The sequence below is a fragment of the Streptomyces sp. NPDC024698 genome (assembly GCF_055559015.1).
In genome coordinates, this window is sequence record NZ_JBVHLK010000019.1 from 108,680 (window position 1) to 126,602 (window position 17,923).

At 71.7% G+C, this 17,923-nt stretch carries 18 protein-coding genes and 1 pseudogene; 7 read left to right on the plus strand and 12 right to left on the minus strand.

The genetic code is table 11. The annotated features are described in order from the left end of the window. The first annotated feature begins 61 nt into the window (after positions 1-61). Complete coding sequence (locus ACZ4AA_RS30635; protein ID WP_467609894.1) at positions 62-496, plus strand: DUF7144 family membrane protein; 435 nt, start codon at positions 62-64, stop codon at positions 494-496. 25 nt (positions 497-521) lie between these two features. Here ACZ4AA_RS30635 and ACZ4AA_RS30640 read toward each other — a convergent pair. Next, positions 522-659 (minus strand): annotated as a pseudogene (locus ACZ4AA_RS30640) (hypothetical protein); the annotation flags it as partial. A 68-nt stretch (positions 660-727) separates the two neighbouring features. Between ACZ4AA_RS30640 and ACZ4AA_RS30645 the strand changes: the two are divergent. Both ACZ4AA_RS30645 and ACZ4AA_RS30650 read left to right on the plus strand, forming a co-directional pair. Further along, a complete protein-coding gene (locus ACZ4AA_RS30645) occupies positions 728-1,681 on the plus strand; it encodes a DUF389 domain-containing protein (RefSeq protein WP_467609896.1) in 954 nt (317 codons plus the stop codon). A 75-nt stretch (positions 1,682-1,756) separates the two neighbouring features. Continuing rightward, on the plus strand, positions 1,757-2,740 hold the full coding sequence (locus ACZ4AA_RS30650; RefSeq protein ID WP_467609898.1) for an aldo/keto reductase: 984 nt from the start codon (positions 1,757-1,759) through the stop codon (positions 2,738-2,740). A 68-nt stretch (positions 2,741-2,808) separates the two neighbouring features. Here ACZ4AA_RS30650 and ACZ4AA_RS30655 read toward each other — a convergent pair whose 3' ends face one another. Next, positions 2,809-3,492 carry a DUF2238 domain-containing protein gene (locus ACZ4AA_RS30655; protein WP_467609900.1) on the minus strand — a complete coding sequence of 228 codons (684 nt, stop codon included), beginning with the start codon at positions 3,490-3,492 and terminating at the stop codon, positions 2,809-2,811. A gap of 107 nt (positions 3,493-3,599) precedes the next feature. Next, positions 3,600-4,628 (minus strand): hypothetical protein, encoded by a 1,029-nt coding sequence (locus ACZ4AA_RS30660; RefSeq protein WP_467609902.1) that lies wholly within the window; start codon positions 4,626-4,628, stop codon positions 3,600-3,602. 253 nt (positions 4,629-4,881) lie between these two features. On the opposite strand from ACZ4AA_RS30660, the gene tgmA reads away from it, so the two are divergent. Together tgmA and tgmB are read left to right on the plus strand one after the other, a co-directional pair. Continuing rightward, positions 4,882-5,073, plus strand: a complete 192-nt coding sequence (gene tgmA / locus ACZ4AA_RS30665) for a putative ATP-grasp-modified RiPP (RefSeq protein ID WP_037617579.1) — start codon at positions 4,882-4,884, stop codon at positions 5,071-5,073. A 14-nt stretch (positions 5,074-5,087) separates the two neighbouring features. Next, positions 5,088-6,041 (plus strand): ATP-grasp ribosomal peptide maturase, encoded by a 954-nt coding sequence (tgmB, locus tag ACZ4AA_RS30670; RefSeq protein ID WP_467609905.1) that lies wholly within the window; start codon positions 5,088-5,090, stop codon positions 6,039-6,041. A 23-nt stretch (positions 6,042-6,064) separates the two neighbouring features. On the opposite strand, the gene ACZ4AA_RS30675 is transcribed toward tgmB, so the two are convergent. After that, complete coding sequence (locus tag ACZ4AA_RS30675) at positions 6,065-7,717, minus strand: protein kinase domain-containing protein (protein WP_467609908.1); 1,653 nt, start codon at positions 7,715-7,717, stop codon at positions 6,065-6,067. A 436-nt stretch (positions 7,718-8,153) separates the two neighbouring features. Here ACZ4AA_RS30675 and ACZ4AA_RS30680 point away from each other — a divergent pair, with 436 nt between their 5' ends. Continuing rightward, positions 8,154-9,596, plus strand: coding sequence for a serine hydrolase domain-containing protein (locus tag ACZ4AA_RS30680; RefSeq protein ID WP_467609910.1), 1,443 nt, complete (start codon positions 8,154-8,156; stop codon positions 9,594-9,596). Between the two features lie 63 nt (positions 9,597-9,659). Here ACZ4AA_RS30680 and ACZ4AA_RS30685 read toward each other — a convergent pair whose 3' ends face one another. Next, positions 9,660-9,875 (minus strand): hypothetical protein, encoded by a 216-nt coding sequence (locus ACZ4AA_RS30685; RefSeq protein WP_037617573.1) that lies wholly within the window; start codon positions 9,873-9,875, stop codon positions 9,660-9,662. Positions 9,876-10,014: 139 nt separating this feature from the next. Between ACZ4AA_RS30685 and ACZ4AA_RS30690 the strand changes: the two genes are divergently transcribed. Beyond that, entirely contained in the window at positions 10,015-10,506 is a 492-nt protein-coding gene (locus ACZ4AA_RS30690; RefSeq protein WP_467609912.1) for a VOC family protein, read from the plus strand. A gap of 34 nt (positions 10,507-10,540) precedes the next feature. Here ACZ4AA_RS30690 and ACZ4AA_RS30695 read toward each other — a convergent pair whose 3' ends face one another. The 7 genes from ACZ4AA_RS30695 to ACZ4AA_RS30725 form a co-directional block, all read right to left on the minus strand. Then, a complete protein-coding gene (locus ACZ4AA_RS30695; protein ID WP_467609914.1) occupies positions 10,541-10,891 on the minus strand; it encodes a UBP-type zinc finger domain-containing protein in 351 nt (116 codons plus the stop codon). Next, positions 10,888-12,330: an ATP-binding protein gene (locus ACZ4AA_RS30700; RefSeq protein ID WP_467609916.1), complete on the minus strand. Its 1,443-nt coding sequence runs from the start codon at positions 12,328-12,330 to the stop codon at positions 10,888-10,890. Before ACZ4AA_RS30700 ends, ACZ4AA_RS30695 begins: the two co-directional genes overlap by 4 nt. Then, positions 12,327-14,003, minus strand: a complete 1,677-nt coding sequence (locus ACZ4AA_RS30705) for an NAD(P)/FAD-dependent oxidoreductase (protein WP_467609918.1) — start codon at positions 14,001-14,003, stop codon at positions 12,327-12,329. The genes ACZ4AA_RS30700 and ACZ4AA_RS30705 overlap by 4 nt, the downstream gene beginning before the upstream one ends. 95 nt (positions 14,004-14,098) lie before the next feature. Continuing rightward, a complete protein-coding gene (locus tag ACZ4AA_RS30710; protein WP_467609920.1) occupies positions 14,099-15,412 on the minus strand; it encodes a DUF4032 domain-containing protein in 1,314 nt (437 codons plus the stop codon). Between the two features lie 52 nt (positions 15,413-15,464). Next, on the minus strand, positions 15,465-16,286 hold the full coding sequence (locus ACZ4AA_RS30715; RefSeq protein ID WP_467609922.1) for an amidohydrolase family protein: 822 nt from the start codon (positions 16,284-16,286) through the stop codon (positions 15,465-15,467). Positions 16,287-16,488: 202 nt separating this feature from the next. Then, entirely contained in the window at positions 16,489-17,334 is an 846-nt protein-coding gene (locus ACZ4AA_RS30720; protein WP_467609924.1) for an N-formylglutamate amidohydrolase, read from the minus strand. Between the two features lie 65 nt (positions 17,335-17,399). Continuing rightward, the gene (locus ACZ4AA_RS30725) at positions 17,400-17,852 is read right to left on the minus strand and encodes a Crp/Fnr family transcriptional regulator (protein WP_467609926.1); all 453 of its coding nucleotides are present in this window, start codon (positions 17,850-17,852) and stop codon (positions 17,400-17,402) included. Positions 17,853-17,923 lie beyond the last annotated feature (71 nt).

The window sequence follows — 17,923 nt, forward strand, 5'->3', positions numbered from 1 at the left end:
TACGACACCAACGGTCGAGTGTGGATTGCGCTCCGCGCTCCGGCTGGATCTCATGGTTGTCATGCAGCGACAAGCTTCCGAGCCAGACGACCTCGTACCGCCGATGGAGCGCTCGCACTGGGTGGCCTTCGCCGGAGTCCTGCTGATGGTCAGCGCTCTGTTCAACCTCCTCACCGGATTCGTGGCGATCTTCAACCACGGCTACTACTCGAAGGTGTACTCCGGGGGCAACCGGTTGCTGATCCTCAACTACACCGCCTGGGGCTGGATCTTCGTCGTCATCGGCATCGTCATGGCCCTGCTGAGTCTCGGCGTGCTCGTGGGCTCCAGGGGCGCGCGGCTGGCGGGTGTCGGTCTGGCCGCGTTCTGCCTGATCGCGCAGATGATCTTCCTGCCGGTCTACCCGTGGTGGTCGCTGTTCACGATGCTCGTGTCCCTGCTGGTCATCTATGGGCTGCTGGCCGAGCCGAAGCATGTGCACGGGGCGCGGGTGTAGCGGAACCGGCGCCCCTGCGCGGCCGCTACGGCCGTGTCCGCGTCGCACCCGCCCGGGCGCGCTGCCGGTCGAGGGCCTCGTCCAGTGTGGTGGCGGCCATGATGAGCGACAGATGGGTGAACGCCTGCGGGAAGTTGCCCAGTTGCTCGCCGCTCGGGCCCACCCCGGGGTTACTGGAGGGGACCGTTCCCCGTCGACTGGGCGCGCACCGGTGTCCCGGGAGGTACCCGCATGGACCTGATCCATGTGCGCTTGGTGAGTCCCGCCGCGCTGACCGGCGCCGTGACCGCCCTGCTCGCGGCCGATCCCTGTGTCGTGAACCTCGTGGTGCAGCCCGGCGCCGCCCGGAAGCCGGACGGCGACGCCCTCGCCTGCGACGTGCTGACCGGCGGGGCGAACGGCGTCCTGCGCGGCCTGCGGGAGCTGCGTCTGGACGAGGTGGGCTCCGTCGTCATCGAGCCCGTGGACATGGCGTTCACCGGCCACACCGCGCGGGCGGGTGCCGACCGGCTCGGGGTGCTGGCCCGGGCACCGGTCTGGGAGGAGGTGGAGGCCCGTATCCGCGCACAGGGAACCTACGCGCCGAGCTTCTATCTCTACCTGGTGGTCGCCGGCCTCATCGGCGCGGTCGGCATCGTCACCAACTCGCAGATCCTCATCGTGGCGGCGATGGTCGTCGGGCCCGAGTACGGCGCCATCGTGAGCGTCGCGCTGGGCATCGACCGGCGCTCGGGGCGACGGGTCCGCGAAGGGCTGACCGCACTGACCGCAGGTTTCGCGCTGGCCATCGCCGTCACGTTCCTCTTCGCCCTGATGATCCGTGGCTTCGGCCTGGAGTCGCGGGCGTTCGACCTGAACATACGCCCGGTCTCCCGTCTCATCTCGACACCCGACTTCTTCTCGTTCGCGGTCGCCACGCTGGCCGGGATCGTCGGGGTCGTCTCCCTGAGCGAGGCCAGGACGAGCGCCCTGCTGGGTGTCTTCATCTCCGTCACCACGATCCCGGCCGCGGCCGACCTCAGCGTCTCCGCCGCCTTCGGCAGCTGGACCCAGGCGCGTGGGGCGTTCGTCCAACTCCTCATCAACGTGACCGTGTTGATCGTGGTGGGCGCGCTCACGCTGCGGGGCCAACGGGCCGTCTGGCGCGTGGTCGGCCGCCGGGGCCGCCGCCCGGCCCGCGCGTGACGGCCGCGCCGGTCCGCGAGGGCGCGCGGAGCGGGGACGTCCGGTTCGCTCCGGGGGAGGTGGCACACTGACGCCATGGACGAGCGCGCATTCGACAGGTCGGGCCAGCATGCTTCCGTCATCGGTCTCGGCACCTGGCAACTGGGAGCCGACTGGGGCGACGTGAGCGACAAGGAAGCCCTGGCCGTGCTGGAGACGGCGGCGGAGTCGGGAGTGACCTTCTTCGACACCGCCGACGTGTACGGCGACGGGCGGAGCGAGGAGACCATCGCCGGGTTCCTGCGCGGCCGGCCGGATCTGCACGTCATGGTCGCCACCAAGATGGGCCGCCGGGCCGACCAGGTCCCGGAGAACTACGTCCTCGACAACTTCCGTGCCTGGAACGACCGTTCACGCCGCAACCTCGGCGTCGACCGCCTCGACCTGGTGCAGCTGCACTGCCCGCCGACACCCGTGTACTCCTCGGACGCGGTGTACGACGCCCTCGACACGATGGTCGAGGAGGAGCGGATCGCGGCGTACGGCGTGAGCGTCGAGACGTGCGACGAGGCGCTGGCCGCCATCGCCCGCCCGAACGTGGCGAGCGTCCAGATCATCCTCAACCCCTTCCGTATGAAGCCCCTGCGCCAGGTGCTTCCGGCGGCCCGGGAGGCGGGCGTCGCCGTCATCGCGCGCGTCCCGCTGGCCTCGGGGCTGCTCTCCGGCAAGTACACGAAGGACACCGTCTTCGCCGCCGACGACCACCGGACGTACAACCGCCACGGCGAGGCCTTCGACCAGGGCGAGACCTTCTCCGGTGTCGACTTCGCGACCGGCGTGGAGGCGGCGGCCGAGTTCTCCGCCCTCGCTCCCGAGGGGTACACGCCGGCCCAGCTGGCGCTGCGGTGGATCATCGCGCAGCCCGGCGTGACCACGGTCATCCCGGGGGCCAGGTCGCCCCAGCAGGCCCACGCCAACGCGGAGGCCGCGAAGCTGCCGGAGCTGTCCCGCGCGACGCTGGACGCCATCGACGAGCTCTACGAGCGCCGGATCAAGGAGCAGGTCGAGAGCCGCTGGTGACAGCGGGCCCGACCCGGGCCGTCCGGCCTCGCCGGGCTCCTGACCGTCCCCCGCGGCGCCGGCCGTCCTCAGCTCCCTGAGGGCCGCGGCGCCGCGAGCGCGTCGAGCTGGCGGTCGTGCGCGCGGCCGAGCACCAGCACCGAGACGGTCGCGCCGATCAGGGCGCAGAACATGTCCCACTGGGTGTCCCACACATCGCCCTGCGTGGCCAGGAAGGCGTCCGCGCCATGGCCGCCGATCACCGCGGCCGCCCACTCGAACATCTCGAACAGGGCGCTGAACGCGAGGCACGCGCAGACCGTGAGCGGCGCCAGCCACCTGCTGCCGCGCAGCGGTGACGTCCTGCTCAGCACCTCCCGCACCAGGACGGCCGGCACGAAGCCCTGCATGAGATGTCCGAACCGGTCGTACGGATTGCGGTCGAGCCCGAACGTGTCGCGCACCCAGTCGCCCAACGGCACCTGCGCATAGGTGTAGTGGCCGCCCACCGCGAGGACGAGCGCGTGCGCCGCGAGCAGGCAGTACAGCAGGCTCGTGAGCGGGAACCGCCGCCTGTTGAGCACCACCAGCGGCAGCCCGACGAGCACCCACACGGTCTCCAGCAGCCAGGTCGTCCCGTCCTTGGCGTGCCACGCGGAGAGCGCCAACCCCGCGACGACCACCGCGAGGAGCACGGCCGGAAGGGCCTTGCGCGGGGCGCGCTTCGAGAGCGCGGGGAGCCGGCCGGGCGGGGCGAGGGCTGATCCGGGCATGGAGACCTCCTTGGTCCAGGTGGCCCCATCGTGGTGCAGCGCCGGGGGAGGCCGCATGAGTACGGGTACTCACCCGGGCCCTCACCCGGCCGCGCGGCGCGACCGGTTCACTCCCGGTCGGCCGCCCCCCGCAGCGCCGCGATGGCCGTGCCGATCGCCTGCTGGAGCTCCTCCAGACGCTGCACCATGTCGTCCTCGTAGATGTCGTCGGCGTCGTCGAAGGTCAGCTCCTCGAACACCTTCGTGGCCTTCTGGAGGCTGCTGTAGAACTTCGTGCGGCGTTCCTGGACGCGCAGTTCGGGGTCGGCCTCCACCGTCTCGACGACGAGGTTCCTCATCGTGTCGTACGCCTCCGTGGCCCACTCGCCCGCGTCCTCGTCCTCGTCGAGCTCGTCGAGGAGGGACAGATGCCGCTCGGCCTCGGAGCGCAGCTCGGCCGGAGCGTCCAGGGTCTGTCCGGCGGGCGTCCTGATCTGGCCCTTCTCCGCGATCTGGCGTACGTAGCCGATCCGGTCGGCCGCCCTGTTCTCGGTGGCGACGGCCTTCTTCAGCTCGTCCGTGCGGGCGATGTCACGGGCCAACTCGGTCTGGAGCGCCGGGTCTTCCTTCACGCGGTCCAGCAGGGCGGCGCGCGCGGCCTTCGCCGTGGAGGGGTCGGCGAGGATCGCGGCCCGCAGCGCGGTCGGGTTCTCGGCCACCTCCAGAGCCTTGGTGGGGCGGATTCCCTCGGCCTCGGCGGCCTCCGAGATGGCGGCGCCGCGCTCGGAGGCGGCGCTCGAACGTGCGGCGTAGTAGGCCGACCAGGCGTCCGCGTCCGGCAGTTCGGCGTCCGCGCCGGGCATCAGGGTCTCGAAATGGGGAACCAGTCCGTCGTCCGCCGCCCTGTCCCAGGCCTTGTAGTAGCGCATCACCCGCTCCGGCGAGCATCCGGCCAGCTCCGCGAACTCCCTCGCGGACACCTTCTCCGTCTCGTCCGCGGACTGCCCGCCGGGGCGGACGCTGCGCGCCACCTTGAGCGCGAAGGCCCAGCCGCCGTTGCGCGCGTAGGCGCCGAAGTCCCGTGCGTCGCGCTCGACGAGGGCCGGCGCGTCGGCCCGTACGGCGGATTCTTCGGACGAGGTGATGGATGCGGTCACCGGGAACTCTCCTGGGATGGTGGGGCGTTGATGTCACAGAGGATGAAGCTATGGCCTAAGGTCTGCGTGGAATCAAGGAGACACGCGGAGACCGCCGACCCAGCGGACACCCCAGTAAATCCGAAATGTGCAAGCTCAGAAACGACGCGATGTGATGACCTTCACCCCGATGTGGCAGAAAGTGATGAATTCCTTACGGCCGTGTCACGTACGGGTGTGTATTGGCCATCGCGCGACCGCGGGAGGATCTTTCGTGCGACCGTTCACTCTCAACTACGCCCGGCCGTCAGGGCAGTCGGCCGCAATACCCCCGTACCACTTCGACGTGTCCCTGCAACTGAACGTGCTGCCGGACGGCAGACCGGCAGTCAGTGATCGCGCGCTGCTGATGGCGACCGGCACCACGACGTCGACCGCCGGTTCCCAGACGCACTTCGACGACTGACGGATGCCGCGAGCATGACGGTTCTCATACTCACGGCCGAACAGGACGTCACCGCCGACATGGTGGTGGCGCGGCTGCACGAGCGGGGCGTGCCCATGGTGCGCCTCGACCCCGCCGACCTGCCCGGCAAGGCGGTGCTGTCGGCCGACTACGCCCACGGTGACTTCGACGGCTATCTGTCGGTCAACGGCCATGTCCTGAGCATGGGCGGCCTGCGCTCCGTGTGGGTGCGCAGGCCGGGCGAGCCGGCGGCCCACGCCGCCGAACCCTCGGCCTGGCTCACCGCCGAGACCAGGCAGGCCCTGTTCGGCATGCTCTACTCCGCCTCGACCCGCTGGATGAACCACCCGCGCCGTGCCGAGCAGGCCCGGCACAAGCCCTGGCAGCTGCGGGTGGCCCACAGCAGCAAGTTCGCCGTGCCGCCGACCATCATCACGACCGCACCCCGGGTGGCACAGCAGTTCGTCCAGGAACACGGCGAGGTGGTGGTGAAATCGGCCTCAGGGCCGCCGCCGGGCCAGCCCCCGGCGGCCCTGCCCACCACGCTGGTCGGGCCCGGCACGGACTTCTCCGGAGTGGCGGCGGGACCCGCGCTGCTCCAGCGCTACATCCCCAAACGCGCCGACATCCGGCTCACCGGGATCGGGACCCGGATGTTCGCAGCCCGCAAGGCCGCCGAGCCGGGCCAGGTCGACGGCCGGTTCGGTGAGACGGAGAACGGCTGGGAACCCACACCGGTGCCCCATCGCATCGCCCGTTCGGTCCACGACTATCTCGCCTTCACCGGACTCGCCTACGCGGCCTTCGACTTCGCCGAGGACGCGGACGGCATCTGGTGGTTCCTGGAGTGCAACCAGGGAGGCCAGTTCGGCTTCATCGAACTGGAGACGGGACAGCCCATCGCCGACGAGGTCGCCGTGTGGCTCGCGCAGCGAAGGCCGGGCCTGCGCATCCCGGAAGGACACTGACCTGAAACCCCGGTGACGACCGGTCACTTCACGCCCGTCCGGAAGGAGTCGAAGAAGGCCTTCAGCGCCTGCCGGTTCGCGGCGCTGTCCCAGTCGTCCGCCGGAGTCGTCCAGCGCAGCGAGAACCCCCGGTGGTCGCCGATGAGGAACCCCCGGCCGAGGGTGCGCAGCCGCACGCCCCCGGAGACGGAGTACCACTCCATGTCGGCGCCCTTCATGCCGCGGTAGGTCACCGGCTGGATGGCGCCCACGCGCTCGTAGCCGGTGGAGGTGGCGCGCAGGGACGGCTCCAGGGCGCTCCAGACGGCGACCGGGTCCGGCCCCAGCTGAGTGCTGTAGGTGACGGCCAGGGTGCGCGGATCGCCGCTCGCCCCGAAGGTCACCCGGTAGGCGAGGTCGTCGGAGGACTGCGTCTCCACCGGCTTCCAGCCCGCCGGCAGGGCGACGGCGAAGCCCTGGGGCGCCCGGAACACGGAGAAGCCGGACGGCAGCGCCGTGGCGGCGGTGGACGAGGGGGAGGGGGACGGGGAGGGCTTCGAGGACGCCGTGGGCGTCCTCGGGGCAGGCGTGCCGGAGGCGCTGGGGGGTGCGGTCGGTGCCCCGGCGGCGGGCCGTGACGGGGCGGGTCCGGCCGCCGAGGCGTCGCCCCCGCCCGGCAGTCCCCCCATCAGGGCGAACGCCCCGACGGCGGCGACCGTGACGGTGAGGGCCGCGCCCAGCAGCAGTGGCCGGGCCGCCGGAAGGCCTCCCCCGGCGACCTCGGCGCGTCCCGCGCCGGCGTCCTCGTCCTGCGCACCGCCCCCGCGGTGGTCCCCGACGGGACCGAGCAGGTCGGGCAGCGGCTCCGGGGGCGTGACCTCTTCGAGGTTCTGCCGCAGGATGCGCGTCAGCGCCTCGCGCACCACGGCCTCGGGCACCCGCTCCACCGGGTCCCAGCGCAGCAGGCCCAGAATGGCGGGCGCCAGCGGGCCGGCGCCGCGCGGCGGCCTGACCGGCAGCCGGTCGACCGCCCGGAGCGTGGCCTCCCGCTCGCCGCGGTCCTGGACCAGCGGCCGCCCCTCGACCAGCGCGTACATCATCGCGCCCAGCGTCCAGAGGTCCGCCGCGGGTGTGGTGGCCTCGCCGCGGGCCTGCTCGGGGGAGGCGTACGAGGGCGCGGTGACGCGGGGTGCGGTGGCGGCCGGTGGCAGTCCGAAGCCGGTCACGGTGACGGTGCCGCGTTCGTCGGCCCACACCTGGCTCGGGCCGAGTTCGCCGTGCGTGACTCCCTCGTGGTGCGCGGCGGTCAGGACGTCGAGGACGCCGAGACCGATGGAGGCGGCGCGCACATGATCGACGGGGCCGTCGCCGAGGAGCTCGGCCAGCGGGGCGCCCGGGGGCCGCTCCGTGACCGTCCACACGAAGCCGGGCTCCTCGGCCACGTCGAGAACCGCTGCCACCCCTCCGTGACAGGCCGGACCGAGGACCTCGGCCGTGCGCAGGATCCGGTCGGCGACGGGCTCAGGCCGCTCCTCGCCCGGCGGCCCGGCGGCGCCCGACCGGGTCAGGACGACCGGCCGTCCGAAGGCGGTGTCCTCGCCGTGCCACAGGGCCCGGCCCTCCTCGCGCAGGAAGACGTCGAGCAGCCGGTATCTCCCGGCGATCAACTCGTCCGCGGAGTCTTGCGCCTTGGCCATCGTCATCCCTCGTCGTGTACCGGCACCCGCCTTTCCCAGAAGTACGCGGGACGTGACGAAGAGTGTTCAACGGGAGACGACTGGAGATGTGTGTTTTTACCCGGGCGCGTCGACGTCGCGCGCCCGTACGAACAGTTCGGGCCGGTGTTTCCCGCCGGTTCACCACCCCGACTCCCGGCCGGGATAACGGCCCGGAATTCGCCGCCACCCCCAAGTCCTCATCGGGCAAAGGGAGTTGGAGGGAGGCAGGAGAGGGGAGACGGGAGGCGGTGGGGTGCCGAGGCCGGGCATCGGGGGGTCGAGAAGCGGAGGGCGGTCCGCCGCCCGGGCGTGGACAGCGGGGAACCGCCCGGGAAAGATGCCAGATGCACACAATGCTCTCCGCCCGCCGTGTCCCGTCGTCGCCCACCGCCCGAGCCCTCCGGAGGCCGTTCGTATGAGTGCCCGACCGCTGCCCTTCAGCCCGCCCGCCGAGCAGGGGGTCGACGCCTCGGGCATCACCGCCTTCCTCGACGCCGTCGAGACGGACCCGGACATCGAACCGCACAGCCTGATGATCCTGCGCCACGGGCGGCTCGTCGCCTCGGGCTGGTGGGCGCCGTACACACCCGAACGCATCCAGCTGCTCTACTCGCTCAGTAAGAGCTTCACCTCGACGGCCGCCGGATTCGCCGTGGCCGAGGGCCTGTTGGACCTCGACCGCACGGTGATCTCGTACTTCCCCGAGTTCGAGGCCGACATCACCGACCCGCGCAGCCGCGCGATGCTCGTCCGGCACGTCGCCGCCATGGCCAGCGGTCATCTCACCGAGACCTGGGCCGACGCGTTCCGGCTGGACCCGTCGGAGACGGTACGCGGCTTCCTGCTGATCCCGCCGGACCGCGAGCCCGGCACCGTCTTCGCCTACAACCAGTCCGCCACCTACGCCCTCGCCTCGATCCTCCAGCGCGTGACCGGCGCGTCGCTGACCGGCTATCTGCGCCCCCGGCTGTTCGAGCCGCTGGGCATCGCGGAGACCGCCTGGAAGCGCAACCGGGCCGGCCGGGAGATCGGCTTCAGCGGGCTGCACGCCGCGACCGACGCCGTCGCCAGGCTCGGCCAGCTGTATCTGGACGAAGGCGTCTGGGAGGGACGCCGGCTCCTGCCGGCCTCCTGGATCGCCGAGGCGACCCGGGTCCACGTGCCGAACGCGGACGGCACCCCCGAGGGCGCCCGTTCGGACTGGCAGCAGGGCTACGGACTACAGTTCTGGCGCGGCCGGCACGGATACCGCGGAGACGGGGCGTTCGGACAGTTCTGCGTCGTCCTGCCCGAACACGACGCCGTGATCGCGACGACCGCCGCGACCGACCGGATGCAGGAACTCCTGAACCTGATGTGGCGCCATCTCCTGCCCGCCTTCGGGACGGCACCCCTGCCCGCCGCGGGCGACCGCGACGAGGCGCTGCGCCGACGGCTCGCCGGGCTCGCCCTGCCCCCGGTGGAGGCCGCGGCCGAGCCCCCGGAGGACCGGGACGCCTGGGCACGGGCGGAGTTCACGCCCGCCGACGGCGTCTGCGCGGCCCAGCGGACGCTGACGGGCGTGCTCGTCGCCGAGGACGGCAAGGACACCCGCGTCACCCTGGTCGAGGGGGAGCGGCGGCTCGAACTGCGGCTCGAAGGAACCGACTGGAGCGTCGATGCCGGTCCGACCCCGACGGCGGTCAGCGGCGGCTGGACCGATCAGGACACCCTGCGCGTCGATGTGATCTTCCTGGAGACCCCGCACCGGCTGACCGTGGAATGCGCCCTTCCCGACCGCACGTTCACGGCCCGCTGGCACACCACGCCGCTCCACACCCGCTCCCTGGACTCCCTCAGGGCACCGGAAAGGCCCTGACCTCACGGCTCAGGGCTCGCTGCTCACGGCTCGCCGGGGATCCGGGTCCGTCACCCCGTCCCGTCACCCGGTCCCGTAGAAGTGCGCCTGCCCTCCGCGCCACTTCACCCAGGCCGGATCGTCCAGCAGATCCTCCGCGTCGGGGAGGCCGGCCCGGCCGAGGAACTCCAGGAGGTCCTCGTCGGAGAACGCCACGCCGAGGTTCTCACCCCGCGCGGTCACCTCGCGGCCGCTGGTATCCAGGGCCGGATGCACAACCAGAGGAGCCCGTCCGGACATGTATCCAGGATCGTCCTTCCCGCCCCGCCGCGCATCCCGGCGGGGTGGGAACACGGGCGGACACGGGCCGCCGGACGGTGTGAGAGTGGTTGTACGCGCTACCGAACGCGTAGCGGGTTCTCCGGGTGAGGAGCTTTCGATGAGTGCGACGGACTTGCCGGCGATCGAGGCGGAGCGGCAGCGGATCAGGGACGCCCATCTGAAGGCGGAGCGGCCGCCGAGCACGGCCCGCGGCGTGCACCATGTCGCGCTGCTGTCCGCCGACGTGGAGCGGACCGTACGGTTCTACCAGGGCGTCCTGGGCTTCCCGCTCACCGAGATGATCGAGAACCGGGACTACAAGGGCTCGACCCACTTCTTCTTCGATCTCGGCAACGGAAACCTGATCGCCTTCTTCGACTTCCCCGGCCTCGACCTCGGCCCCTACGCGGAGGTGCTCGGCGGACTGCACCACCTGGCCATCTCCGTCGACCCCGGCACCTGGCGCGAACTGCGCGACCGGCTCGACGCCGCCGGGGTCGCGTACATGGAGGAGAGCGGCACCTCGATCTACTTCCGTGATCCCGACGGCGCCCGGATCGAACTGCTCGCCGATCCGCTCGGCGAGATGTACGGCGACAAGGTCCTCTGAACCCGCGGGCGGGGCCGGGCCGTGTCCCAGGGCCTCAGCGCAGGATCTCGGCCCAGTTCGCCGGAACACGCCCGGCCGGGCCGGGCACGGGCTGGTCGAGCGGACGGCTCACCGGGGGAGCGAGCGCGGGACCGCCCTCGTAGAGCTCCGAGGTGTCGTAGTCCCAGAACCAGTCCTCGCCCGGCTCGAAGCTCTGGATGATCGGGTGCCCGGTGCCCCGCGCGTGCTCCGTGGCGTGCTTGGCCGGGGAGTCGTCGCAGCAGCCGACGTGTCCGCACTGGGCGCAGCGCCGCAGATGGACCCACCAGCCGCCGGCGGCGTCGCACTCGGTGCAGCCGGTGCCGCTCGGCGGTACGGACGGGTCGATTCCGTTCGGTGTGGTCATGACGGCTCCTCGGAGGAATCCGCGACGGTCAGGGGAAGACGCACCTGGAAACGGGTGTCGCCGGGCACGGACTGCACCAGCAGACTGCCGTGATGCTTGTTGACGACGATGCGCCAGGAGATGTCCAGGCCGAGACCGGTGCCCTCGCCCACCGGTTTGGTGGTGAAGAACGGGTCGAAGATGCGGTCGCGGATCTCCTCGGGCACCCCGGGACCCGTGTCGCGGAACTCGACCAGCACATGGTCCCCGTCGGCCGCGGTGCGCACCGTCAGCGTCCCCTCGCCCACCATCGCCGAGGCGGCGTTGTCGATGAGGTTCGTCCACACCTGGTTCAGCTCACCCGGATAGGCCGGGATCCGGGGCAGCGCCCGGTCGTACTCCTTGACGACCTTGATGCCGGAGCCCATCTTCCCGGCGAGCATCATCAGGGTGCTGTCGAGCAGCTCGTGCACGTCGGAGACCTGGTAGGGCGCGCGGTCCATCTGCGAGTACTGCTTGGCCGCGTCCACGAGGTGCGAGATACGGGTGGTGGAGTCCTCGATCTCGTTCATCAGCAGTTCGGTCTCGACCGTGTAGTTCAGCCACCGGACCGCGCCTTCGAGGGTCGGGCCGTCCACGGCCGCCGCGACCTGGTCCAGCCAGTCGGTGTCGAGACCCGCCTGCACGAAGGTCGGGGCCAGCTGCCAGCCGCCCGCGATCTCGTGGTCGTCGAGCCAGTCGGCGAGCGCGTCCTCCCGGTCGGAGGCCTCCAGCGGGCTCAGCGGCGTGGCCTTGGCGACCTGCTCGGCGGTCCGCTCCTGGATCTCGACCAGTGTCTCCAGAGCGTCGCGCGCGTACGGTCCCGAGGCGATCATCCCCAGCTTCTGCCGCATGTGGGCCACCCGGTCCCGCAGTGCGGAGGTGGCCCGCACGGCCGCCGCGGCCGGGTTGTTGAGCTCGTGCGTGAGCCCCGCCGACAGCGAGCCGAGCGCCAGCAGCCGCTCGCGCTGCCCGATCGTGCGCTGGGTGTTCTGGCTGCCGAAGAACATGCCCTCCAGCAGATGGACGGCCATCGGGAACCAGTCCCGCAGGATGGCGGAGAACGTCGCCGCGGGCAGGACGAAGAACCGCGACGGCTCGGTGACCCGCATCGAGCCCTTGTACTGCGTGTCGCCCGGGGCGCTGAGATACGCCTGCATCGCACCCGCGTACACCCCGCGCTTCGAGGTGCGGCTGATCTCCACGTCGTCCGCGCCGACCCGGCGCGACATCACGACCGTGCCCTCCAGGAGGACGTAGAAGCAGGTGGCCGGATCACCCTCGGTGTAGACCGGACCGGGGTCGAACTGCTCCGTACGGCCCTCCCGGCACAGTCGGTCCAGCTGCTCGGGGTCGAGCTTCTCGAACAGGAACAGGGTGCTCAGTTCGGCCGCGTCGCACGGCACAGGACGCCCACTCACGACTGCTCCAGATAACGGTGGACGAGCATGACGGCCATGGCTCCCTCTCCGACCGCGGACGCGACCCGCTTCGCCGACTCGGCGCGCGCGTCCCCGGCCACGAACACACCGGGCACATTGGTTTCCAGGTGGTACGGCGGGCGGTCCAGCTCCCAGCCGTGGGGAGGCTGCCCGTCGGGTGTCATGTCCGGGCCCGCCACGATGAAGCCGCGGGCGTCCCGCAGGACCGTGCCGTCCAGCCAGTCGGTGAGCGGGGCCGCGCCGATGAACACGAACATCCACTGCGCGTCGACGAGTTCGGTGTGACCGCTCTCCACGTCGCGCAAGGTCAGCTGTTCCAGATGGCCGTCGCCGTGCGCGGAGTCCACGACCGTGCCCGTGCGCACCGAGATGTTCGGCGCGTCCGAGATCTGCTCGATCAGATAGTGCGACATCGAGGCGGACAGCGAGGAGCCGCGCACCAGGATGGTGACGGACTTGGCGCCCCGGGCCAGATACATCGCCGCCTGGCCGGCCGAGTTCGCGCCGCCCACGATGTACACGTCATGGCCCTGGCAGGCGGCCGCCTCGGTCAGCGCCGAGCCGTAGAAGACCCCGCAGCCCGTCAGCTCGGCCAGACCGGGCGCCTGGAGCTGGCGGTACGAGACCCCGGTCGCGAGGATCACCGCGTGCGCGGAGATCGCGGAGCCGTCGGAGAAGCGGATGGTGCGCGAGGCCCCGGTGACCTCAAGTCCCGTCACCTCACGCGCGGTGAGGATCTCGGCGCCGAACTTCGCCGCCTGCCGCCGGGCCCGGTCGGTCAGCTGGCCGCCGGAGACGCCGTCGGGGAAGCCGAGGTAGTTCTCGATCCGGGAGCTCTGGCCCGCCTGCCCGCCGGTCGCCGACCGTTCCACGAGCACGGTGCGCAGTCCCTCGGAGGCGCCGTACACGGCGGCGCCGAGCCCGGCCGGGCCGCCGCCGATGACGACGAGGTCGTAGAACTCCGAGGTGGGCGTCGTGGCGAGCCCCACGTGCGCGGCGATCTCCGGGTCCTGGGGCTCGACGAGCGCGGTGCCGTCCGGGGTGACCACCAGCGGCAGCCGTTCACCGTCCTGGCCTGCGGCGCTCAGCAGCCGCTGTCCCTCGGGAGTGTCGGACGAGTACCACCGGTAGGGCACCTGGTTGCGGGCCAGGAACTCGCGGACGCCCGACGAACGCGCCGACCAGCGGTGCCCGACCACCTTGCACGCGCCGACGGGGCGGTAGTCGCTGGCCCGCCAGGCGTCCAGGAGATCGTCGACGACCGGGTAGAGCTTCTCCTCCGGCGGATCCCAGGGCTTGAGGAGGTAGTGGTCGAGGTCGATCACGTTGATCGCGTCGATCGCCGCGTTCGTGTCCGCGTACGCGGTCAGCAGCACCCGGCGGGCGCCCGGATACACGTCGAGGGCCTGTTCCAGGAACTCGATCCCGTTCATCTGCGGCATCCGGTAGTCGGCGAGGATCACCGCCACCTGGTCGCCGCGCAGCTTCAGCTCGCGCAGGGCCTCCAGCGCGGCGTCGCCTGACTCCGCGCGCACGATCCGGTGGCCCTCGCCGTAGCGGCGCCGGAGGTCACGGGCCACGGCCCGCGACACCCCGGGGTCGTCGTCGACGGTCAGAATGACGGTCCGCGCCGGACTGGCGGCCTGGGTCATACCTCTCCCACCCCGAGCAGGTCAGTTGCGTCCCGTCCCGGGGGACGCCGAGGGCGCGCCGGGGCGGATACAGAGCCAATCGTATGTACGATCGGTCACCTTTGCTCGGGAACGGGGTTCCCGCCGGGTGTCTCCGGTGCGTCCGCGGGGCCCGGCAGCGGGGCGCGGACCGCCGGGAGGATGGTCGTGACGTAGTCCTTCACGGCCGCGTCCAGGCCGATGTCGTGCTGGGCGCGCTCGGACAGGAACCAGCGGTGTTCGAGGAGCTCGTGGTACAGCTCGGCCGGGTCCATGGAGCCGCGCAGGTCCTGGGGCACCGCGCGGACCGCGGGCCGGAACACGTCCCGCACCCACCGGTGGGCGAGCACCTCGGGCCGGGCGGCGTGCGGATGCGCCCCGCCCCGGCCGGTCCGGGTGCCGGGCGTGGACGAGCTCGGCGCGTAGTCGTCCTGGGTGGCCATCCAGCTCTCCAGGTCGTTCAGGAGCCTGCGGGCCTGGTTCTCCTCGGTGTCGAGTCCGGTCAGCCGCAGCAGCTGGCGCTGATGGTGGCCCGCGTCGACGACCTTGGGCACGAAGGTGACGGTGTCGCCGTTGGACGAGCTCGCGATCTGCATCTCGGCGACGTCGAAGCCGAGGTCGTTGAGCCGTCGTATGCGGCGGTCGATGTAGTGGTACTTGCCCGCCGGATAGACGGAGGTGCGCGTCAGCTCCTCCCACAGGCCCTGGTAGCGGGCGCAGATCTCCCGGCCGAACTCGATCGGGTCCACCGAGGGGTGCAGGGCGTCGGCCGCTTCCAGGTCGAGCAGTTCGCCGCTGATGTTCACCCGGGCGAGATCGAGGTCGTACTCCCGCTGGCCGTCGCTGAGCCGAGGGTGCAGATCGCCGGTCTCGGCGTCCACCAGATACGCGGCGTAGGCTCCCGCGTCACGCCGGAACAGCGTGTTGGACAGCGAGCAGTCGCCCCACGCGAACCCGGCCAGGTGCAGCCGCACCAGCAGGACGGCCAGCGCGTCCATCAGCCGGTGCATGGTCGCCGGCCGCATGGTGGTCTCGAACATCGACCGGTACGGCAGCGAGCCGCCCAGGTGCCGGGTGATCAGCACCGGCTCCAGGGGCTCTCCGGCGGCGTCGGTGCGGCCGGTGACCACGGCGAGCGGGTCGACGGCGGGTATCCCGAGCCGGTCCAGGCCGCGCAGCAGCTCGTACTCGCGCACCGCGGGCCGTTCGGCGAGCTCCTTGACGGCCACCACCTCGTCCCCGGCGCGCGCGTAGCGCACGACGTGGCGGGAGATGCCGCGCGGCAGCGGCACCAGATGGTGCTCGGGCCAGTCCTCCAGGGGCAGTTGCCACGGCAGTGCGAGCAGGAGCGCGGGATGCTCCGGGTTGGTGGCGCTGATCTGCAAAGCCATGGCCGGGCTGCCCTCACCTCACGGTCGACGCTGGTCAGGGCCCCAGCATCCATCAATGATCGTCGAGGCGGAAGACGCGCCGGGCGTTGCCCGCGAGGAACAGCGCGGTGGTCTCCTCGTCCAGGCCCAGCTCGTCCAGGTGCTCCAGGGCCCGACTCGGCTCGATCATCGGGTAGTTGGAGCCGAACAGGACCTTCCCCCGCCCCCGGCCGCGCAGATACGCGACGAGCTCCGGGGGATAGCGGCGGGCGGTGTAGGCGCTGGTGTCGATGTGGACGTTCTCGTGCTTGTCGGCGACCGCGATCATCTCCGTGGTCCACGGGTAGCCGATGTGCCCGCAGACGATGGTCAGTTCGGGGAAGTCGAGCGCGACCTGATCGATGTACGGGATGGGCCGGCCGGTCTCGGAGGGGCGCAGTGGTCCGGTGTGCCCGACCTGCGTGCAGAAGGGGACGCCGAGTTCGGCGCAGGCGGTGTAGAGCGGGTAGTAGAGCCGGTCGGTGGGCGGCAGTTGCCACAGCCACGGGACGATCCGCAGCGCCACGAAGTCCAACTCCTGCACCGCCCGACGGAGTTCGCGCACCGCCGCGACGGGCCGGGTGAGGTCGGCGCCCGCGACCCCGCGCAGCCGGCCGTCCGAGCGCGCCACGAAGGCGGCGACCTCGTCGTTGCTGATGAGAGCGCCCTGCGGCCCGTACCAGGCCGAGGACAGGCCGGTATCCACCCCGGCCCGCGCCAGCGCGGCCAGGGTGACCTCGACCGGCAGCTCCTCCTCCAGTGTCTTCATGCCGGTCCAGCGGCGCAGTGACGCGAACATCTCGTGGTTGGAGTGACGGAGCGTGGGGTGCTGCATCCACGCGTCGACGACCGGCATGGTCCTGCCCTCCTGCGGGGGTGGCTGAGCGCTTGCTTACCATCGACCCTAGGGTGTCAGGCGCTCCGTCGCCAGAGGGGGCGCCGTCCGGACCGGCCCGCCCCCGGACGCCATCCGCACCCGGACGGCACCTGGACCGATCCGGACGGCACCCGGCGTGGACGCGGCCCGGCGCCGGGGCCGGACGTCGCCTGTCGTGGTGTCAGCCGCCCAGGGTCTCGACGCTGCGGGTCCATTCGTCCACCGTGTCCACGAGCGCGGTCAGCGCCGAGACCAGACGCGGGAAACCGGGACCCACCGGGCCTCCCGGCTCCTTCATGTACGTGTCCCGGCGGATCTCCACCATCAGCGCGATGACCTCCGGCTCCCGCTCGTAGTACCGCAAGGGGACGTACGCGCCCGCGAACGGGCTGTCGATCCCGACGCCGCCCAGCCCCGCGAACGCCTTCTCCGCGAGCGCGACCAGTTCCGGCGGGGTGTGGAAGGAGTCCGTCCCCAGACACACCGGCGGCCGGGGCCCGTCACCGTGCAGTTCGTAGGGCAGCCGGGCCGTCGGATACGAGTGGATGTCGATGATCACGGCCCGTCCGGTGGCGGCCAGCCGGCCGGTGACGGCCTCCGTCATCGCCAGCGCGTAGGGGTGGAAGAAGCGGTCGGTCAGCGGCCGCGGATCGGCGTCCGCGGGCCGCAGCGGCGCCCGGTGCGTCGTCCGTGTGTAGACCGCGCCCATCCCGACGGCGAGCATCTCCTCGCGCTCGTCCGGGAAACGCTCGGGGTCGACGACCAGCCGGGACAGCCGGTTGACGAACCGCCACGGTTTCAGCCCGGCCGCCTCGGCCGCGGCGGCGGCCAGTTCGGCGGTGTGCATGTCGGTGATGTGGTCCAACTCGCCCTCCAGCCCCGCGTCGTCGAGGAGGATGCCGGCACGGACCCGCGCCGGGATCTCCCGCGAGGAGTGCGGCACGTGCAGGATCACGGGCGAGTGGGCCGCTCCGGGCAGGAGCGCGAAGGAGTCCGGGGCGTCCGGGGAACCGTGGATGTCGTTCATAAGAGATCACTGTCGCAGCCGGGTCCGACAGCGGGGGTGACCTCGGCCCGGGCTCGCCGTGCGTCTCAGCGGCCGCCGCCGTGGCGCGCGTAGTGCTCGATGAGCGCGGCCCGGGTCGTCTCCAGACGGTGGGCCAGGATGGCGCCGATCGTCCGGGTCAGGGACAGTTCGAGCGTCGGATCCCGGTCGAACAGGGTCCGTACCTCGGCGGCGTCGAACTCGTAGGCGCGTACCGGGCTGAACGCCTCGGCGCCGAAGTCCCAGGTGTGCGGGGGGAACAGCCACGACCAGCCGAGCAGGTCACCGGGCCCCAGCTGGGCGACGGTGATCCGTCGTTCGGCGATCACCCGCTGGTACAGGGAGACCGTTCCGGACCGGACCACCCAGAAGCGGTCGGCGGTGCCACCCGCCTCGAAGATCTGCCCGTCCGCGGGAAAGGACACCTCGCGGCCCACGCTCATCAGCCGATCGCGGTGTTCGGGGGAGAGCGCGGGCAGGAGCCGGAGAGCAGTGGGCATCGCGGACCTCCATCGGGTCGCCGCACGGCCACGCGGGCGGCGGCGCCTGTCGTACCGGTGGTATCCCGTCA